The sequence below is a fragment of the Ruegeria sp. CE12 genome, from assembly GCF_056537525.1.
The window spans coordinates 399489-414881 of the sequence record NZ_JBQFRS010000003.1 but is presented as its reverse complement, the minus strand read 5'-3'; the positions used below and the strand labels follow the sequence as shown (position 1 = coordinate 414881).

18 protein-coding genes are annotated in these 15393 nt (G+C 58.0%); 14 read left to right on the top strand and 4 right to left on the bottom strand.

What is annotated here, in order from left to right; all coding sequences use genetic code 11:
• Nucleotides 1-31: 31 nt before the first annotated feature.
• Nucleotides 32-586 (top strand): YqgE/AlgH family protein, encoded by a 555-nt coding sequence (locus ACR0IO_RS10790; RefSeq protein ID WP_155149715.1) that lies wholly within the window; start codon nt 32-34, stop codon nt 584-586.
• Here ACR0IO_RS10790 and ACR0IO_RS10785 read toward each other — a convergent pair whose 3' ends face one another.
• Nucleotides 587-1537: an L-threonylcarbamoyladenylate synthase gene (locus ACR0IO_RS10785; RefSeq protein WP_480741535.1), complete on the bottom strand. Its 951-nt coding sequence runs from the start codon at nt 1535-1537 to the stop codon at nt 587-589.
• Between the two features lie 136 nt (nt 1538-1673).
• Here ACR0IO_RS10785 and ACR0IO_RS10780 point away from each other — a divergent pair, with 136 nt between their 5' ends.
• The 7 genes from ACR0IO_RS10780 (at nt 1674) to ACR0IO_RS10750 (ending at nt 8184) form a co-directional block, all read left to right on the top strand.
• Nucleotides 1674-3377 carry an acyl-CoA dehydrogenase gene (locus ACR0IO_RS10780; protein ID WP_480741534.1) on the top strand — a complete coding sequence of 568 codons (1704 nt, stop codon included), beginning with the start codon at nt 1674-1676 and terminating at the stop codon, nt 3375-3377.
• Complete coding sequence (locus ACR0IO_RS10775) at nt 3377-4423, top strand: MBL fold metallo-hydrolase (protein WP_480741532.1); 1047 nt, start codon at nt 3377-3379, stop codon at nt 4421-4423. Before ACR0IO_RS10780 ends, ACR0IO_RS10775 begins: the two co-directional genes overlap by 1 nt.
• A gap of 6 nt (nt 4424-4429) precedes the next feature.
• Nucleotides 4430-4882 carry a DUF6173 family protein gene (locus tag ACR0IO_RS10770; RefSeq protein ID WP_170332626.1) on the top strand — a complete coding sequence of 151 codons (453 nt, stop codon included), beginning with the start codon at nt 4430-4432 and terminating at the stop codon, nt 4880-4882.
• 64 nt (nt 4883-4946) lie between these two features.
• Nucleotides 4947-6785, top strand: coding sequence for a glycerophosphodiester phosphodiesterase family protein (locus ACR0IO_RS10765; RefSeq protein ID WP_480741530.1), 1839 nt, complete (start codon nt 4947-4949; stop codon nt 6783-6785).
• Nucleotides 6772-7332 carry a hypothetical protein gene (locus tag ACR0IO_RS10760; RefSeq protein ID WP_480741528.1) on the top strand — a complete coding sequence of 187 codons (561 nt, stop codon included), beginning with the start codon at nt 6772-6774 and terminating at the stop codon, nt 7330-7332. Before ACR0IO_RS10765 ends, ACR0IO_RS10760 begins: the two co-directional genes overlap by 14 nt.
• Nucleotides 7333-7398: 66 nt before the next feature.
• Nucleotides 7399-7533: an aa3-type cytochrome c oxidase subunit IV gene (locus ACR0IO_RS10755; protein WP_155149726.1), complete on the top strand. Its 135-nt coding sequence runs from the start codon at nt 7399-7401 to the stop codon at nt 7531-7533.
• An 18-nt stretch (nt 7534-7551) separates the two neighbouring features.
• Nucleotides 7552-8184 (top strand): hypothetical protein, encoded by a 633-nt coding sequence (locus ACR0IO_RS10750; protein ID WP_170332456.1) that lies wholly within the window; start codon nt 7552-7554, stop codon nt 8182-8184.
• On the opposite strand, the gene ACR0IO_RS10745 is transcribed toward ACR0IO_RS10750, so the two are convergent.
• Nucleotides 8173-8505 carry an AzlD domain-containing protein gene (locus tag ACR0IO_RS10745; protein ID WP_155149728.1) on the bottom strand — a complete coding sequence of 111 codons (333 nt, stop codon included), beginning with the start codon at nt 8503-8505 and terminating at the stop codon, nt 8173-8175. The two genes, ACR0IO_RS10750 and ACR0IO_RS10745, sit on opposite strands and share 12 nt — an antisense overlap.
• Nucleotides 8502-9218, bottom strand: coding sequence for an AzlC family ABC transporter permease (locus ACR0IO_RS10740; RefSeq protein WP_170332454.1), 717 nt, complete (start codon nt 9216-9218; stop codon nt 8502-8504). Before ACR0IO_RS10740 ends, ACR0IO_RS10745 begins: the two co-directional genes overlap by 4 nt.
• Between ACR0IO_RS10740 and ACR0IO_RS10735 the strand changes: the two genes are divergently transcribed.
• The 6 genes from ACR0IO_RS10735 to ACR0IO_RS10710 all read left to right on the top strand — a co-directional run bounded on the left by ACR0IO_RS10735 (nt 9217) and on the right by ACR0IO_RS10710 (nt 14398).
• On the top strand, nt 9217-10173 hold the full coding sequence (locus tag ACR0IO_RS10735) for a formate dehydrogenase accessory sulfurtransferase FdhD (protein WP_480741526.1): 957 nt from the start codon (nt 9217-9219) through the stop codon (nt 10171-10173). The two genes, ACR0IO_RS10740 and ACR0IO_RS10735, sit on opposite strands and share 2 nt — an antisense overlap.
• 123 nt (nt 10174-10296) lie before the next feature.
• A complete protein-coding gene (locus ACR0IO_RS10730) occupies nt 10297-11250 on the top strand; it encodes an AEC family transporter (RefSeq protein ID WP_480741524.1) in 954 nt (317 codons plus the stop codon).
• Between the two features lie 48 nt (nt 11251-11298).
• Nucleotides 11299-11943, top strand: coding sequence for a molybdenum cofactor guanylyltransferase MobA (gene mobA, locus ACR0IO_RS10725; RefSeq protein ID WP_480741522.1), 645 nt, complete (start codon nt 11299-11301; stop codon nt 11941-11943).
• On the top strand, nt 11940-12431 hold the full coding sequence (mobB, locus tag ACR0IO_RS10720) for a molybdopterin-guanine dinucleotide biosynthesis protein B (protein ID WP_480741521.1): 492 nt from the start codon (nt 11940-11942) through the stop codon (nt 12429-12431). Before mobA ends, mobB begins: the two co-directional genes overlap by 4 nt.
• A gap of 99 nt (nt 12432-12530) precedes the next feature.
• Nucleotides 12531-13808 (top strand): molybdenum cofactor synthesis domain-containing protein, encoded by a 1278-nt coding sequence (locus ACR0IO_RS10715; RefSeq protein WP_480741519.1) that lies wholly within the window; start codon nt 12531-12533, stop codon nt 13806-13808.
• Entirely contained in the window at nt 13805-14398 is a 594-nt protein-coding gene (locus tag ACR0IO_RS10710; protein WP_480741518.1) for a GNAT family N-acetyltransferase, read from the top strand. Before ACR0IO_RS10715 ends, ACR0IO_RS10710 begins: the two co-directional genes overlap by 4 nt.
• On the opposite strand, the gene ACR0IO_RS10705 is transcribed toward ACR0IO_RS10710, so the two are convergent.
• The gene (locus ACR0IO_RS10705; RefSeq protein ID WP_155149741.1) at nt 14395-15390 is read right to left on the bottom strand and encodes a hypothetical protein; all 996 of its coding nucleotides are present in this window, start codon (nt 15388-15390) and stop codon (nt 14395-14397) included. The genes ACR0IO_RS10710 and ACR0IO_RS10705 overlap by 4 nt on opposite strands.
• Nucleotides 15391-15393: the final 3 nt, after the last annotated feature.

The following is a 15393-nucleotide window of genomic DNA, read 5'->3' as shown; positions in this document are numbered from 1 at the left end:
TGAACCAGTCAGTGCCAAGAGATTTCTACGTATGGAACTTACCGGAAAACTGTTGATTGCGATGCCCGGCATGGGCGATCCGCGCTTTGATCATTCGGTGGTCTATATGTGTAGTCATGGCGATGACGGGGCGATGGGTCTGATCATCAACAAACCCTCTGATCTGCGGGTCAAAACCCTGCTTGGACAGCTCAATATTCCATGCCAGATTCCGGTTGTTGGTGAGCGTTTGGTTCATTTTGGCGGACCAGTCGAAATGTCCCGCGGTTTTGTCCTGCACAGCTCGGACTACGAGGCTAACCTGCACTCGATGCAGATTACGGATGATTTCAGTATGACGGCCACACTGGATGTTCTGGAAGATGTGGCCGCAGGGCGTGGCCCGCTGAATTCGATGCTCATGCTTGGCTATTCCGGCTGGGGGCCGGATCAGCTTGAAGATGAGATTGCCATGAATGGCTGGCTCACGACTGAAGCCACCCCAAAGCTGGTCTTTGATGTCCCCGATGACGAGAAATGGTCGGCGGCGCTTGCCTCGCTTGGTGTCGATCCTCTGACTCTTTCAGCCAGCGCCGGCCGCGCCTGATCAGCTGTCGCGCGGGGCCGCTGCACGCCGCAGACGGTCATTGATTGCAGCACCCAGCCCATTTTCGGGGATCGGGGTGACAGCTATCGGGCGACCTGAGCCGTCGAGCTTATGCAGTGCCGCAAACAGATTGGCCGCCGCCTCAATCAGATTTCCTTCAGCAGAGAGGTTTTCATCACACTCTACTGTCCCGAAACCTAACAAAACCTCGTCCCCCTGACGCGACTGCGCATTCAGGCGTACGGATGCATCCGGCGCATAGTGGGATTGCAGCTGCCCGGGTGCCGTCAGCAAATCTCCGGGCTTGTGGTGGTGCAACTCGGTACCAAGAACGGCTTCGATGTCTTCAAGCGCCACACCTCCGGGCCGTAGCAGAGCAGGCTCGCCCGCAAGACCGACGATGGTGGACTCAAGACCGACACCACAAGGTCCGTCATCCAGAATGGCCGCAATACGTCCATCCAGACCTTCGCGAACATGCTCTGCGGTGGTTGGGCTGATCCGGCCGGATGGGTTGGCCGAGGGTGCCGCGACAGGACCGTCAACCGCCTCGAGAAGCGCGCGTGCCGTCGGATGTGCGGGAACGCGGACAGCCAAAGTGTCCAGACCCGCCGTTACCAGCGAAGACACTCCATGACCATCACGCAAGGGCAGAACCAGTGAAAGGGGGCCGGGCCAGAAAGCATCCGCCAGCTTTTCCGCCTGATCGGACCACTGCACGAAACGCTTGGCAGCTTCGGCCGAGGCGACATGCGCGATCAGCGGATTGAAGCTTGGCCGTCCTTTAGCTGCGTAGATAGAGGCGACCGCCTCACCGTTTCGGGCGTCACCACCTAGGCCGTAGACGGTTTCGGTCGGGAAGGCGACCAGCAAGCCCTGACGCAGCAGGTCAGCAGCCTGAGCGATACCGGATGGATCGGCGGATAAGTATTCAGTGCCATTAGGGATCATGTATGGTGACGCCGCGTTTTGGTTGCTTGCAACATAGGGAAGCGTAGGTAATCGTCCCAGCCCAGATGATTAACGGCGTGGCTTGTGGAATCCAAGCCCATGTGTACAAGGCGCCAGACAAACTCCGAGGGAAGCCATGCCATATCGCGCTCCAATCTCCGATTACGAGTTCCTGCTCAGCAATGTTGTGGGGTTTGACCAGGTCGCCGCCACCGACAAGTTTTCCGAGGCCAGTGCAGACGTGGTCAGCGCGATCCTGTCCGAGGCGGGCAAGATGTGCGAAGAGGTCATGGCTCCGCTTCAGCGTCCCGGCGATCTGGAACCAGCCCGGCTGGAAAACGGTGTTTTGCGTACGTCAACTGGTTACGCTGATGGCTGGAAAGCGATCGCCGAAGGCGGATGGATCGGGATGAGTGGCGATCCCGAATATGGCGGCATGGGGCTGCCGATGACCGTGACCACCGCCGTGAACGAAATGATGAGCGCGGCTTGCCTGTCGCTGCAGCTGGCTCCGTTAATGAGCCAGGGACAGATCGAGGCGCTGGAACATCACGCGAGCGATGAGCTGAAAAAGCTGTATCTGCCCAAGCTGATGTCAGGTGAATGGTCGGGAACGATGAACCTGACTGAACCGCAGGCCGGATCGGATGTCGGGGCGTTGTCCTCAAAGGCGGTGCCTAATGGTGACGGCACCTACGCTGTGACCGGGCAGAAGATCTATATCTCGTGGGGTGACAACGACTTCTGCGAAAACATCTGTCATCTGGTGCTGGCACGGCTGCCCGATGGCGTTCCAGGCACAAAGGGCATTTCACTGTTCCTGGTGCCTAAGTACATTCCAGATGAAAACGGCAAGCCCGGCGTCGCGAATGATCTCAAGGTCGTCTCGCTCGAGCACAAGATGGGTTTGCATGGCTCTCCGACCTGCGTGATGCAGTATGACGGAGCGACCGGTTGGCTGGTCGGCAAGGAACATGGCGGTATGGCGGCCATGTTTACCATGATGAACAATGCGCGTCTGGGTGTTGGCGGGCAAGGCGTCGGTTCCGCCGAAGGCGCGTACCAGCATGCACTGGCCTATGCGTTGGAGCGGAAACAGGGCAAGACACCTTCGGGCACAATCATCGATCATGCGGATGTGCGTCGTATGCTGACCGAAATGCGCGCTGACGTCTTTGCAGCGCGAGCGATCATGCTGGCCAATGCCCAAGCCATCGATATGGCGCAGGCGACCGGCGATGCAGAATGGGCGGCACGCGCCGCGCTGCTGACGCCGATCGGCAAGGCCTTTGGTACCCAGACCGGTATGCGGGTCGCCGAAACAGGTGTGCAGGTGCACGGTGGCATGGGCTTCATCGAGGAAACCGGGGCCGCGCAGTACTACCGCGATGTCCGCGTGACTGCGATCTACGAAGGTACCAATGGCATTCAGGCAATGGATCTTGTTGCCCGCAAGATGATGGATGGTGGTGAGGCAGCCTCGCGACTTCTGGACGAGATCGAGGATCAGGCTGAAAAAGCCCGGGCGACCGTGCCCGAACTGGCTGGTCCGGTCTGGGAAGCAACCGAATCCCTGCGCGAAGCCACCGAATGGCTTGTGTCGCAGGATGACCTCAATAACCGCTTCGCCGGGGCGGTTGCCTATCTCAACGCTTTCGCGCGGGTGCTGGGCGGGCACTACCACCTGTCCGCAGCGCTGGCTGATCCGGACGGTCCGCGGGCGAAACTGGCGCGCTATTATATCAACGCCCTGCTTCCTGAACATGCGGGTTTGCTGGCGCAGGCGCAGAATGGTGCCGAAGACCTCTTTGCGCTCAGCGCCGATGAGTTGGCCGCGTGATGGACGGCGTGCAGCCTCCGGCGATCCGATACCCCTGGTCCGAACCACCGGCACCAGGTGAGGCAATTGAAGTCGCCGATGGTGTTTTGTGGATGCGTCTTCCGTTGCCGATGGCACTGGATCACGTCAACGTCTTTGCGCTGGATGACGGTGACAGCTGGACTGTCATCGACACTGGCATGTCATCGAAAAAGACGCGTGGCATCTGGGTACAACTGATGTCCGGTCCCCTGTCTGGGAAACCGGTCAAACGCATCGTGGTTACACATCACCACCCCGATCATGTCGGGAATGCGGGTTGGTTTCAGTCAGAACACGGTGCCGAACTGATAACCAGCCGTACAGCCTGGCTGTTCGCCCGGATGCTGACGCTGGACGTTCAGGAGAACTGGCCTCAGGAAACGCTAGATTTCTATCGCAGCGCAGGTATGGCTGCGGACGTTCTTGAAAAGCGTATGGCCGAGCGGCCGTTCAATTTCTCGGACACTGTTTATCCGATGCCGCTGGGCTTTACCCGGATCAAGCAGGGCGACGTGATCCATATGGGCGGGCGCGACTGGGATGTGCATATGGGCAATGGCCATGCCCCCGAACATGCCACGTTCTGGAGTCGGGACGACAATCTGGTGCTGACAGGTGATCAGATCATCAGTTCGATCAGCCCCAACCTGGGCGTCTATGCGACGGAACCCATGGCCGATCCGGTCTCGGACTGGCTTGAGGCTTGTGAGCGTCTGCAATCGCTGGCGCATCCGGATCAACTGGTGTTGGGCGGTCACAAGCTGCCGTTTACCGGATTGCCTGTGCGGATGCGGCAACTGATCGAAAACCACCATGGCGCGCTGGCGCGTTTGATTGACGATCTGGATACGCCAAAAGCCGCTGCTGATTGCTTTGCCCCCCTGTTCAAGCGACCAATTCGCGAAGGTGAATATGGCCTCGCACTGGTCGAAGCGGTTGCACACCTGAACCATCTCTACCACATTGGGTCTGTGAGCCGGTCGCGTCGCGCGGACGGGGCATGGGAATACCAGCGCAAAGGGTAGATGCGTATGCAGGACAAGATCGAAACATCGGCCGAGGCTGCCGAGGCAGCAGCGTTGCCACGCTGCTATGAAGTGCATGCCAACCCGAATGCTGAATCCGGCACCAAAGCTCTGCCCGAGCCCCTGCAAAAGCCCGTTGCAACCAAAAGCCCCGCCCAATGGGCATATGAGCGACTGATCCTGTACATTCAGAACTTTGAAAAGACGCTGGATGGCGATCATGAAGTTGCCATGGGCTTTACCGGAGGCGACGCGGGCGTGATGCGGATCGAAGGGATGGGGTATTTCGATCCCGATATCATCACCTTCTATGGTTCAGATGGCGCCGGCGCACGTACGCAACTGGTGCAACATGTCAGCCAGCTGAACGTGATGCTGCGTGCCTTGCCCAAGTCCGTTGAGGATAAGCCTGCCAACCGTATCGGTTTCCGACTGGCGGCAGATCTGGAAGAAACCTGACAACCTGACTTGCAATTCACGCTTTCGCAGCCTTGAATGAGTGCGATACTCAGGAGGGCGCCGCGTGACATATTTCTCAGCTGTTACAAATGCCTATGCCGGTGCCTGGGCCCGGCGGCGGGTCTTTGTGCCGATCTATATTGCCGTGCGGTTGCTCTTGGTGGCCCTGATCGCGCCGGGTGTTGCCATCGCTGTAAATCTGGCCGTTTCGCTGTCCAATCAAACAGCGCTGACGGATCAGGACATCGCAATGTTCATCCTTTCCCCAGCAGGATTTATCGCTGCGATCGTGGTTTTGAGCCTGTTTCTGCTGGCAGAAGTCTTCGTGTTTTCTGTCATGGCAGGCTCACTGCGCATGGGTGAGCGTGATCCATGGCGCGCAGGCAGTGCCGCCATCCGTCTGATCCTGTCACGTCTACCTGCGCTGTTTGGCTTTGCAGTGCGCTTCATATTACGGGTTCTGTTGCTGGCCCTGCCATTCGTGGCGGTCGCCGGAATAATCGCGTGGTGGACGCTGACCGAGTATGACATCAACTATTATCTGACCTTTCACCCGCCTGCCTTTAAGGTTGCCGTTGTTCTGATCGGGATTGTCGTGCTGGCACTGGCATGGGTCCTGATCCGCAAGCTCTCGGCCTGGGCTTTGTCCTTGCATCTGGTTCTTTTTGAAGATTGTGAACCCTCTGCCGCGTTTGATCAGAGCGCTGAACGGATGGAAGGCAAGCGTGGCCGCCTGAAGGTTGAGCTTGTGTTGTGGCTGGCTCTGCGTTTCGTCATCGCGGCACTGATTGCAGCTGTTGCAGGCATATTATTCGCGTTGGTGCCTTTGCAGGATGGGGTAAATCTGAGATTTGCTTTGACCCTGAGTTTGCTGGTGGCTGGACTGTGGTCTCTGGCCGGGCTGGTTTTGGCAGCGACTGCACTGGGTGCGTTGGCGGTGCTGTTGGACGGGTTCTTTGAAACCAAAACCGGTGAAATCCCGCATCCCGAACCCACAAACATACGCACACCCGTGTTTGTGACGGTTGGCGCTGCAATTGCGGCGTTGCTATTTGGATTGTGGATGGGGCAGGGCCTGCTCGAGCGGGTTCAGGCCCCTGATCATGCCGAGGTTATCGGTCATCGCGGTGCTGCTGCGCTGCGCCCGGAAAACACCATGGCCTCGGTCCTGAAGGCCATCGAGGATGGCGCGGATTGGGTCGAGATTGACGTTCAGGAGACCTCAGACGACGTGGTCATCGTCGCCCATGACAGTGACTTCATGAAGCTTGCCGGCGTGAATCTGAAGGTCTGGGACGCCACGATGGAGGATGTGGCTGAAATTGATATCGGCAGTTGGTTTGGTCCGGAGTATGCCGCAGAACGCACCCCGACTCTGCGGGATGTTCTGAGCGCGGCGAAGGGAAAGTCCAAGGTCATCATCGAGCTGAAGTACTACGGCCATGATGTCGATCTGGAAAACCGTGTGATTCAGATCGTTGAAGAACTGGGAATGCAGGATGACATTGCGACAATGTCGCTGAAATACCCAGCTGTCCAAAAGATGAAATCTCTGCGCCCCGATTGGCGCTCCGGTGTTTTGGCCGCGACAGCCATTGGAGACCTGTCCGGTCTGGAAGGGGATTTTGTCGCCGTCAACGCTGCGATGGTCACTCCGGGCCTTATCCGGTCGGTTCATGATGCAGACAAGGATATCTATGTCTGGACCGTGAATGACCCGTTGCAGATGTCTGCAATGGCTTCGATGGGTGTGGATGGTCTGATCACCGACCGGCCTGCAATGGCCAACGAGGTGCTGCGGGTTCGCGCTGAAATGGGGCCGGGTGAGCGGTTGCTGCTGTGGCTTGCAACAACCTTTGGTCTTTCGGTGGATACTGAGGCAATGCGCGATGAAAGCCCCTGAACTGTCACTGGTTCTGGCTTGTCTGGCAGTTCCCGTTCAGGCGCAGGAATTGATGCGCGGTGTGGAAATGCCGGGCCACCGCGCATTGATTGAACAACGCGGTACTGGTGAACTGACAGAGTTCGAAACCGACGGATGTTCGGGCGGTATGTCGGCAAGTTGGCGGCTGGTGGCGGACACCTTTCCGGAATTCGCAAGACTTTACGAGGAGCGCCCTCCTTGGGAAGACTGTTGCGTTAATCACGATCGGGCCTATCACAACGCTGGCGGTGCGTTGCGCGCAGAAGATAGCTTTGATGCCAGACTATCCGCAGATCAGACACTGCGGTCCTGTGTCAAAGAGCACGGGAATGCCCATGCCGACGAATACGCGATCCGTTACGACATGACACCGGATCAGGTCCGCTCGGCACATTCTATTACTGCAGAAGGCATGTACATGGCGGTCCGTTTTGGCGGGGGCCCCTGCACCGGCCTGCCATGGCGTTGGGGGTTTGGTTACCCAAACTGCTCGGTCTTTGCTTTGCCCACCCCTGCGCGGGAATGACGTGGTGACAGGCCCTGAGTTTTCCATTATTCAACCGATAAACACGCGAATTGGGATTCTAGAGACATGGCTGAATACAAGCACGGCGAGATGGACATCACCGTTCAAACCAAAACCTTTGACGGTTTCATCAAATTCACCACATGGTGCGTAGTGGCGATCGTCCTTCTGTGCCTGTTCCTGGCAGTGTTCGCTGCGTAAATCTGGGCGAGTGCATCCGTGATCAGGATTTTGATTGCCTGCCTTCTGGCAGTGACCGTGGCTGGCTGCGCAGTATCCAAGCGTCCGCAAGCCGATCAGGCTGAGATTGTTGCGCGATCCTATCAAGATCCGGGTCCATCCACACTCACGCTCTATACCATGATCAACACCCGTACAGGGTCTGGCGCGCATACATCCTTGATGATCGGCGCCAGCGAGCGGGTGATTTTTGATCCGGCGGGTTCTTTCCGGGCAGATATAGTGCCGGTCAAGGATGACGTCCTGTACGGAATTACCCCGGCTGTCGAACGGGCCTATCGCAGCTCGCATGCACGCGAGACGCACTATGCCCTCGTTCAGACGATCGAGGTCAGCCCACAGCAGGCCGAGGTTGCCTATCAGCTTGCCAAGCAATCCGGACCGGTGGCGGGGGCCTATTGCGCCAATTCAACCTCTCGGATTCTACAGCAGGTTCCCGGGTTCGAGCAGATCGATGTGACCTTTTTCCCGGTCAAATTGGCAGAGCAATTTGGGCAAATCCCGGGCGTCGTGACCACGGAATACCGGGAATATGATGATGCGGACCTTCAGAAAGGTCTTGCAGCAAACAATGCGCGCCTCAATCAGCAGGCAGCGGGTTTATCCCAGTAAATACAGCAGACCATAAAGTGTGGCGGCCCCGGTAAAGATGGCCGCCAGCACATTCTTGGTGACAAGACCAACGGTCAGGGCAACTGCCGCTGCAGCCATGCGTGGTGCATCAGGCTGCCCCGCAGTTGCGGATGGCCAGACAACCAGTGGCGCAATCAATGCAGGCAGGATCGCAACCGCCGTGTAGCGCAGATGGCGCAGCAGCCATGGTGGCATCGGGCGATCCCCGACAAATCCGATGAAGACAAAGCGCAGGGTATAGCTGCCGACAGCCAGCCCTACGATGATAGTCCACATGGTTACTGGATCGACCTGGTTCATGCGTTGGCCTTTCTGCGTTCCATCATCAGTTCAGCCTGCGCACCAGCCATCATTCCGGCACACCCCGCGATTAGCAGGCCAAGATTGTAAGGGATGGCCACCGTCAGCAGCGAAACGACTATTGCGACCATTGCGGCGACCACATGGGGCAGCGTTCGCATCATTGGGCCAATCATCGCCAGAAACGTAATTGGCAGCGCAAAATCCAGCGCCCAGCTTTCGGGTATACGCGTGCCAAGCACGGCACCCATGTAAGTGGCCAGTATCCAGAGTGGCGTGATCGGTGCCACTGAACCAAAGAAATAAGCCATGCGCTGCGGGATCGTCAGATCGGGTTCTTTCTCGAACTGCACGATCGAGCAGGCATAGGATTGATCGACCGTCAGATAGGCTGCGATAGCGCGCTGCCACATCGGAGCAGCCCCCAGATAGGGGGTCAGCGAGGCTGAATACATCGCCATCCGCAGATTGACCGCCAAAGCCGAAACCAGGATGATCGCCGTTGGTGTGTTTTCCTGCAGCAATTGTAGCGCTGCAAACTGCGCGGCCCCGGCAAACACCGTCGCGGTAAAGGCCATCGTCTGCACGATATTCAGCCCTGCTTCGGTCGCGAAGACGCCAAACAGGGTGCCAAATGGGATCGCTACGAAAATGAACGGGGTTCCATCCCGAAAACCCTTCCAGAAGTATGACTTGGATGTGGTGAATGCCATGGCTAAATCCTATGGTGTTGGACAAAGCAGTAGCTGGCTTGTGAAAGGGTTGCAATTGGCCGTCGAAACAGATCTGTCGGAATACGTCATCGCGCCAGACCCAAGTGCCGCGCGCCTGACACGCGCAGTTGAGGGCGTGGATCAGAATGGTGATGTCAGCAACATTTCCGTGGTTGAGGAGCGCCCGCTGACGATCTTCCTGAATTCACAGGAAATCGTGACGGCAATGACGATCGGAGACTACCCTGAGTACCTGGCGCTGGGCTTTCTGCGCAATCAGGGCATGTTGCTGCCCGATGATCAGATCACGCGGGTTGATTATGACGACGATCTGGAAACTGTAATTGTGCGTACCGCGCGTGAAACCTCTTACGAAGACAAGCTGAAGAAAAAGACCCGCACCAGCGGATGCGCCGTGGGCACGGTATTCGGAGACATGATGGAAGGGCTCGAAGATGTGCGCCTGCCACAGGTCCAGGTCCGGACGTCGTGGCTTTATGATCTGGCGGCCAAGATCAATCGCACCCCTTCTCTTTATCTCGAAGCGGGGGCGATCCATGGCACGGTCCTGTGTCGCGAGGATCGTCCACTGGTCTATATGGAAGATGTTGGACGCCACAATGCCGTGGACAAGATTGCGGGCTGGATGCTGTCCGAAGGGGAAGCAGCCGAAGACAAGATACTCTATACGACGGGACGGCTGACCTCGGAGATGGTGATCAAGACGGCGATGATGGGCATCCCCGTTCTGGCCTCTCGATCCGGATTTACCGCATGGGGCGTCGAAATCGCGCGCGAAGTTGGCCTGACCCTGATCGGTCGCATGCGTGGTCAGCGGTTTGTCTGCCTGTCTGGCGAAGACCGACTGGTCCGAGACGCCGACCCGGCAACCGTGGCAGTAGAAGACAAGAAGCATCGCCGGAAGAGCGCTGCAGACTTACCGGCCCCCGACTGAGTGCGATCGGATCGTCCTGATACAAAAAACACTGCAAAATCCTGAAGATATGTCCTAGGGTGTCGCAATGTGCGGCCCGTTTCCCGGGCCAAAGCGCCGGCCATATTTTAGATTGGGGTTTGCATGGAACTCATTAATCTCATCGCACCGGTTTTTGCAGTCATCCTTACCGGGTACGTCTTTTCCTGGACTAACCTGTTGGCCAAGGACACCTCAGAGTCGTTGGTGCAGTTTGCGGTTTATGTCCTGATCCCAGCGATCATGTTCTATCTGATCGGGCAGGAAAAATTTGAAAACCTCCTCAACTACGGCTTCTACCTTGCCTATGGGGGAACTCTTCTGGTGCTTTTTGTGGTGCTGTTCATCGGCTTCCGGCTGGTACTGGGGAAGTCAGTCGGTTCCGCCACCGTTGCTGCATTCGCGGCCGTTGCCTCCAACACCGCGCTTGTCGCTCTGCCTGTGCTGCATGCGATCTTTGGTGCAAGCGGTGCGCTGCCAGCGGTGCTGGCAAATCTGGTGGTGGCGATGCTGTTGTTGTTGCTGACCACCATTCTGGAAAGCAGCTCGAGGCAATCGGCGGCGACAAAAACGCCTGTGCCGACGATTATCCTGAATATCCTGAAAAACCCGATCATCGCCGCGACGCTGGCCGGTGTCATCTATTCCTTCACCGGGATCGGTTTCGCAGACGCTGTTTCAGATTACCTCGCACTGCTGAGCCAGGCACTGGCCGCAGTTGCACTGTTTGCAATCGGGTATACGACCAGCGTCCGCACGATCCTGCAGACCGGCCCTCTGATCCTGTTTCTGACCCTGACGAAACTGATTGTCGCCCCCGGCCTTGTGCTAATCGCCGCGCATCTTGTGGGGCTCGATCCGCTTTGGACGATTGCGGCGACGGTTTCGGCGGCGGTGCCGACTGCAAAGAATATCTTTCTGTTGGCAAAACACTATGATCAGGAACCTCAGCTAGCGGCACATATAGTCTCGGCAACTTCGTTTCTGGCGGTCGGAACGCTGATCATGTGGCTGTTTGTCCTGCATCAACTTTATCCATCGGCATTTCAGCTAGGCTGAAGGAACTGTAGGGTGGCAGCGGCATTGGGCGTAGAACGAGGTTAGAGAATGAAGCGACCTTTGGGGGTTATCCTCGCTGGTGGTCTCGCCACCCGAATGGGCGGCGGAGACAAGAGTTTGCTGCAACTTGGCGGGCAGAGCCTATTGAGCCATGTGATCAACCGTCTCGCCCCGCAGGTGGACGGGCTTGCGCTGAATGCCAATGGTGATCCAGCGCGCTTTGCCGATTTTGATTTACCGGTGATTGCAGACACGATCGAGGGGTTTGCCGGACCACTGGCCGGTGTTCTCGCCGGACTGGATTGGGCTGCGGAACAGGGTGCGGACAGCATCGTGACCGCTGCCGCCGACACGCCGTTTTTCCCGCACGATCTGGTTATGCGGTTGATGAATGCGGCTGAGGATCAGAAACATCCACTGGTCATGGCAACGACACCACGCACCGGAGAGGAGGCGCTGAAATCCGGAGGTGGAAAGCGGGTCAATCGGCACCCCACCTTTGGGCTTTGGCCGGTGGACCTGCGGGACGACCTGCGGGCGGCTTTGAATGACGGGCTGCGCAAGGTGGTTCTGTGGACCGACAAGCATGACGGGCGTGAGGCGCTGTTTTCATCTGACCCATTCGATCCGTTTTTTAACGTTAACACGCCCGATGATTTGCAACTGGCGCAAGACATGCTGGAGCGCGCATGAGGTTATACGGAGTCACCGGTTGGAAAGACGCGGGCAAAACCGGGTTGATGGAGCGGTTGGTGGCTGAAATCACCGGGCGTGGCTTTTCCGTTTCAACCGTAAAGCACGCCCATCACGCCTTTGATGTCGATCAGCCGGGGCGCGACAGCTATCGCCATCGGACGGCTGGCGCCAATGAGGTGCTATTAGCCTCGGGCAAGCGCGTGGCGCTGATGCAGGAACTTCGCGGCGCTCCGGAACCATCACTGGAGGAATTGCTTGGCCGCCTGTCGCCTGTCGATCTGATTTTGATCGAGGGCTATAAACGCGAGCGGCACCCCAAGATTGAGGCTTTTCGAAAAGAACCCGGAAATCCCCTGATCGCGGCCAATGACGAGACTATTCGCGCAGTCGCCAGTGACACGGAACTTACTCTGGATCGTCCGGTTTTTGATCTGAACGATACGCAGGCTATCGCTGACTTTGTGCTGCAGGAGGTTGGATTGTGAGGCCAATCCCCCAATTATCAAAGTCAAAGGATCAAGGTATTCCAGACACGTCCAGCGGATCAGAGACCTGAGTGTCGGCGAACAAAAGGAACGTTGAAATTGACCAGTTCGCAAAACAAACCTGACATTGCGCCGCCGCCTTTGCAGAACGATTGCTTCGCTCTGCCCGCAGGGGTGAACTGGACGCCGGTTGATGATGCGCTGGCTTTGCTGCGCGACAGGCTGAGGCCCGTGACGGGTGTGGCGACGCTGCCGCTCATGCAGGCTTCTGGCCGTATTCTTGCGGAAGACATGATCGCACAACGATCCAACCCGCCGCAGCGCAACACCGCTGTTGATGGCTATGGATTTGCGGTGGAAATTTCGGACGGAACCTATGTTTTGCCTTTGACCGAAGGACGGGCGGCAGCGGGTATCCCATTCGATGGTCAGGTTCCCGAAGGTTCTGCGCTCAGGGTTCTTACTGGCGCAGCGTTACCCGATGGTGTCGATACGGTCATACTTGAGGAAGATGTCACGGTTCAGGACGGCCATATCGCCTTTCGTGGCCCCTTGAAGCGAGGTGCCAATACGCGCCGTGCGGGCGAGGATGTGGCGGCAGGAGAGCTGGCCCTGTCTGCGGGCCGCAGCTTGACCCCAGCGGATCTGGCACTGTTGTCGTCGGTCGGAGTGTCCGAAGTGCCTGTTCGTCAGCAATTGCGTGTGGCGGTCTTGTCGACCGGGGATGAATTGGTTGAGCCGGGCGCTGCCGCAGGTCCGGGGCAGATTTATGATGCCAACCGACCTATGCTGTTGTCGCTGATCGAACGGATGGGATTTGTGCCGGTCGACCTGGGTCGCATCGCAGATAGTCGCGAGGCCCTGCGTACCTGTCTGGATGAGGCAGCGCAGAAGGTGGATGTGATTCTGAGCAGCGGTGGCGCCTCGGCGGGCGATGAAGATCACGTTTCTGCCCTGCTGCGCGAGGCCGGAGCAATGCAGGAATGGCGCATAGCACTGAAACCCGGACGCCCGCTGGCATTGGGCATGTGGAATGAAACGCCCGTATTCGGATTGCCGGGCAACCCCGTGGCAGCAATGGTATGTAGCTTGATTTTCGCACGCCCTGCGCTTTGCCTCATGGCGGGGGCAGGCTGGTCTGAACCTCAGGGGTTTGAGCTGCCTGCAGGCTTCGAGAAACGAAAGAAACCGGGTCGCCGCGAATACCAGAGAGCCCGGGTTAGGGACGGTCGTGTCGAAGTGTTCCATTCAGAAGGATCAGGGCGTATCAGCGGTCTCAGCTGGGCCGAAGGACTGGTCGAGATCGAAGATGGTGAGCGCCATATCAAACCGGGTGATCCGGTGCGGTTCATTCCCTATGGAAGCTTTGGGTTGTGACAGTTTCGGTCTCGCGCGGTTTCAGTGAAGCTGAGCGTGGTCTGGCAGCGCACCTGTTCTGGCAGGCGTTTTCGGGTAAGCTCAACAAGGTCATGGGTCCCGAAGAACGCGGGATCGCGTTCTTCGAGCGCGTCCTGAACCCCGACTATGCACTGGTTGCGCGGGATAAGGATGGGCAGATGCTGGGACTGGCCGGGTTCAAAACATCATCTGGCGGGCTGACTGAAGGCTCGATTACAGATCTAGCCCGGATCTATGGTTGGCTTGGTGGCACGTGGCGCGGTCTGATCCTGAGTGTGCTCGAACGCAAAACGCAGCCCGGTGTATTTCAGATGGATGGAATCTTTGTGGCTGCCGAAGCACGCGGGCAAGGGGTCGGGACCAAGCTGCTATCTGCCATCAAGGCGGAGGCGCTGCGAACCGGAATGACCGAAGTCCAGCTGGACGTTATCGACACCAACCCTCGCGCACGCGAACTGTATGCGCGCGAGGGTTTCAGAGTCGTCGGTGAAGAAGAAACCGGACCTTTTCGTCACCTGTTCGGCTTTAGCATTTCAACACGGATGAGCTGGCCCGTCCCGAAAGACTAGTCGAAGGTTCCGGCGACGCGACCCAGCAGCATGAACGCCCGTGCGGTTCGGGTCTCACCCAGCGCGGTCAGATCGGCATCGCTGGCTGCGGGTTCGAACTCCACGATCATGTTGTCGAAGCGACGCAAAAAATGATGGGCTGCATCCCGGAATATCGGATCCTGCTTCATCCGGGCCGATGTCAGCGCCAGCGAGGAGCGGTCCCGGATGCCGCCGAGTGCTGCAACGGCGCGCCCGCGCGCGCCTTGGGCAAACTGACGCCAAACCTCGGGGCGGGCCATGTCAGGCCGCAGGTCATCCATGTAGATGCCTTCCTGGCTCAGCAATGTCAGAACATCCTGCGACGCCTGTACCAGTTGCGCGGTCTTTCGGTCCTTCAGGGCCAGTCGCAATGCATCGAACCCAACGGTGTCTTCCGCAGTTTCGGGGAAGTTCAGCGCGCGAATGAAGATATCCGTGGTCAGGGGCGGCGCGATATCCTCGGCCGAAGTCCCGAGCTCCAGCGAGGTTTGATCACCAGTTCCGTTTGTCGGCGGAGTAATCTTTGCCGGCTCGGTACGCTGGGACGAAAAGGTTGCCAGTGCGGTTTCGGTGTTTTTGGCGGTCTCAGCTATTTCATCCAGCTTCTTGCTGACGGTTGGCTCATAGGTGCTGGCTGCTCGTTGCTGCTGTATGACATAGGCGTTGCGAATGGCATCGATCGCGGTTTGTAGCCGGGCACTTTCTTCGCGCATGATCCGACTGGCGCGCATCGCGGTGGCCGCAACCCAGATCATCGCGACAGGCATGAACACTGCCAGTAGGGTCACCACAAACCCACCGGTTTGATTCGGACCGGGCATGACCAGAAAGACCACCGCCACGATCAGCCATACCACGCTCAGCGCGATGGCTACGATCTCGATAATTGTCACCGAAGGACGCCCCGGGCGATCATAGATGCCCAGCGACGTCGGACGCTCGGTTTCCTGGTCAGGTGTTGACCCCGACATGTT

Coding starts and splice junctions, on each gene's coding strand:
- ACR0IO_RS10790 (WP_155149715.1), top strand. CDS start 32: ATGGAACTTACCGGAAAACTGTTGATTGCGATGCCCGGCATGGGCGAT.
- ACR0IO_RS10785 (WP_480741535.1), bottom strand. CDS start 1,537: ATGATCCCTAATGGCACTGAATACTTATCCGCCGATCCATCCGGTATC.
- ACR0IO_RS10780 (WP_480741534.1), top strand. CDS start 1,674: ATGCCATATCGCGCTCCAATCTCCGATTACGAGTTCCTGCTCAGCAAT.
- ACR0IO_RS10775 (WP_480741532.1), top strand. CDS start 3,377: ATGGACGGCGTGCAGCCTCCGGCGATCCGATACCCCTGGTCCGAACCA.
- ACR0IO_RS10770 (WP_170332626.1), top strand. CDS start 4,430: ATGCAGGACAAGATCGAAACATCGGCCGAGGCTGCCGAGGCAGCAGCG.
- ACR0IO_RS10760 (WP_480741528.1), top strand. CDS start 6,772: ATGAAAGCCCCTGAACTGTCACTGGTTCTGGCTTGTCTGGCAGTTCCC.
- ACR0IO_RS10755 (WP_155149726.1), top strand. CDS start 7,399: ATGGCTGAATACAAGCACGGCGAGATGGACATCACCGTTCAAACCAAA.
- ACR0IO_RS10745 (WP_155149728.1), bottom strand. CDS start 8,505: ATGAACCAGGTCGATCCAGTAACCATGTGGACTATCATCGTAGGGCTG.
- ACR0IO_RS10735 (WP_480741526.1), top strand. CDS start 9,217: ATGGCTAAATCCTATGGTGTTGGACAAAGCAGTAGCTGGCTTGTGAAA.
- ACR0IO_RS10740 (WP_170332454.1), bottom strand. CDS start 9,218: ATGGCATTCACCACATCCAAGTCATACTTCTGGAAGGGTTTTCGGGAT.
- ACR0IO_RS10730 (WP_480741524.1), top strand. CDS start 10,297: ATGGAACTCATTAATCTCATCGCACCGGTTTTTGCAGTCATCCTTACC.
- mobA (WP_480741522.1), top strand. CDS start 11,299: ATGAAGCGACCTTTGGGGGTTATCCTCGCTGGTGGTCTCGCCACCCGA.
- mobB (WP_480741521.1), top strand. CDS start 11,940: ATGAGGTTATACGGAGTCACCGGTTGGAAAGACGCGGGCAAAACCGGG.
- ACR0IO_RS10705 (WP_155149741.1), bottom strand. CDS start 15,390: ATGTCGGGGTCAACACCTGACCAGGAAACCGAGCGTCCGACGTCGCTG.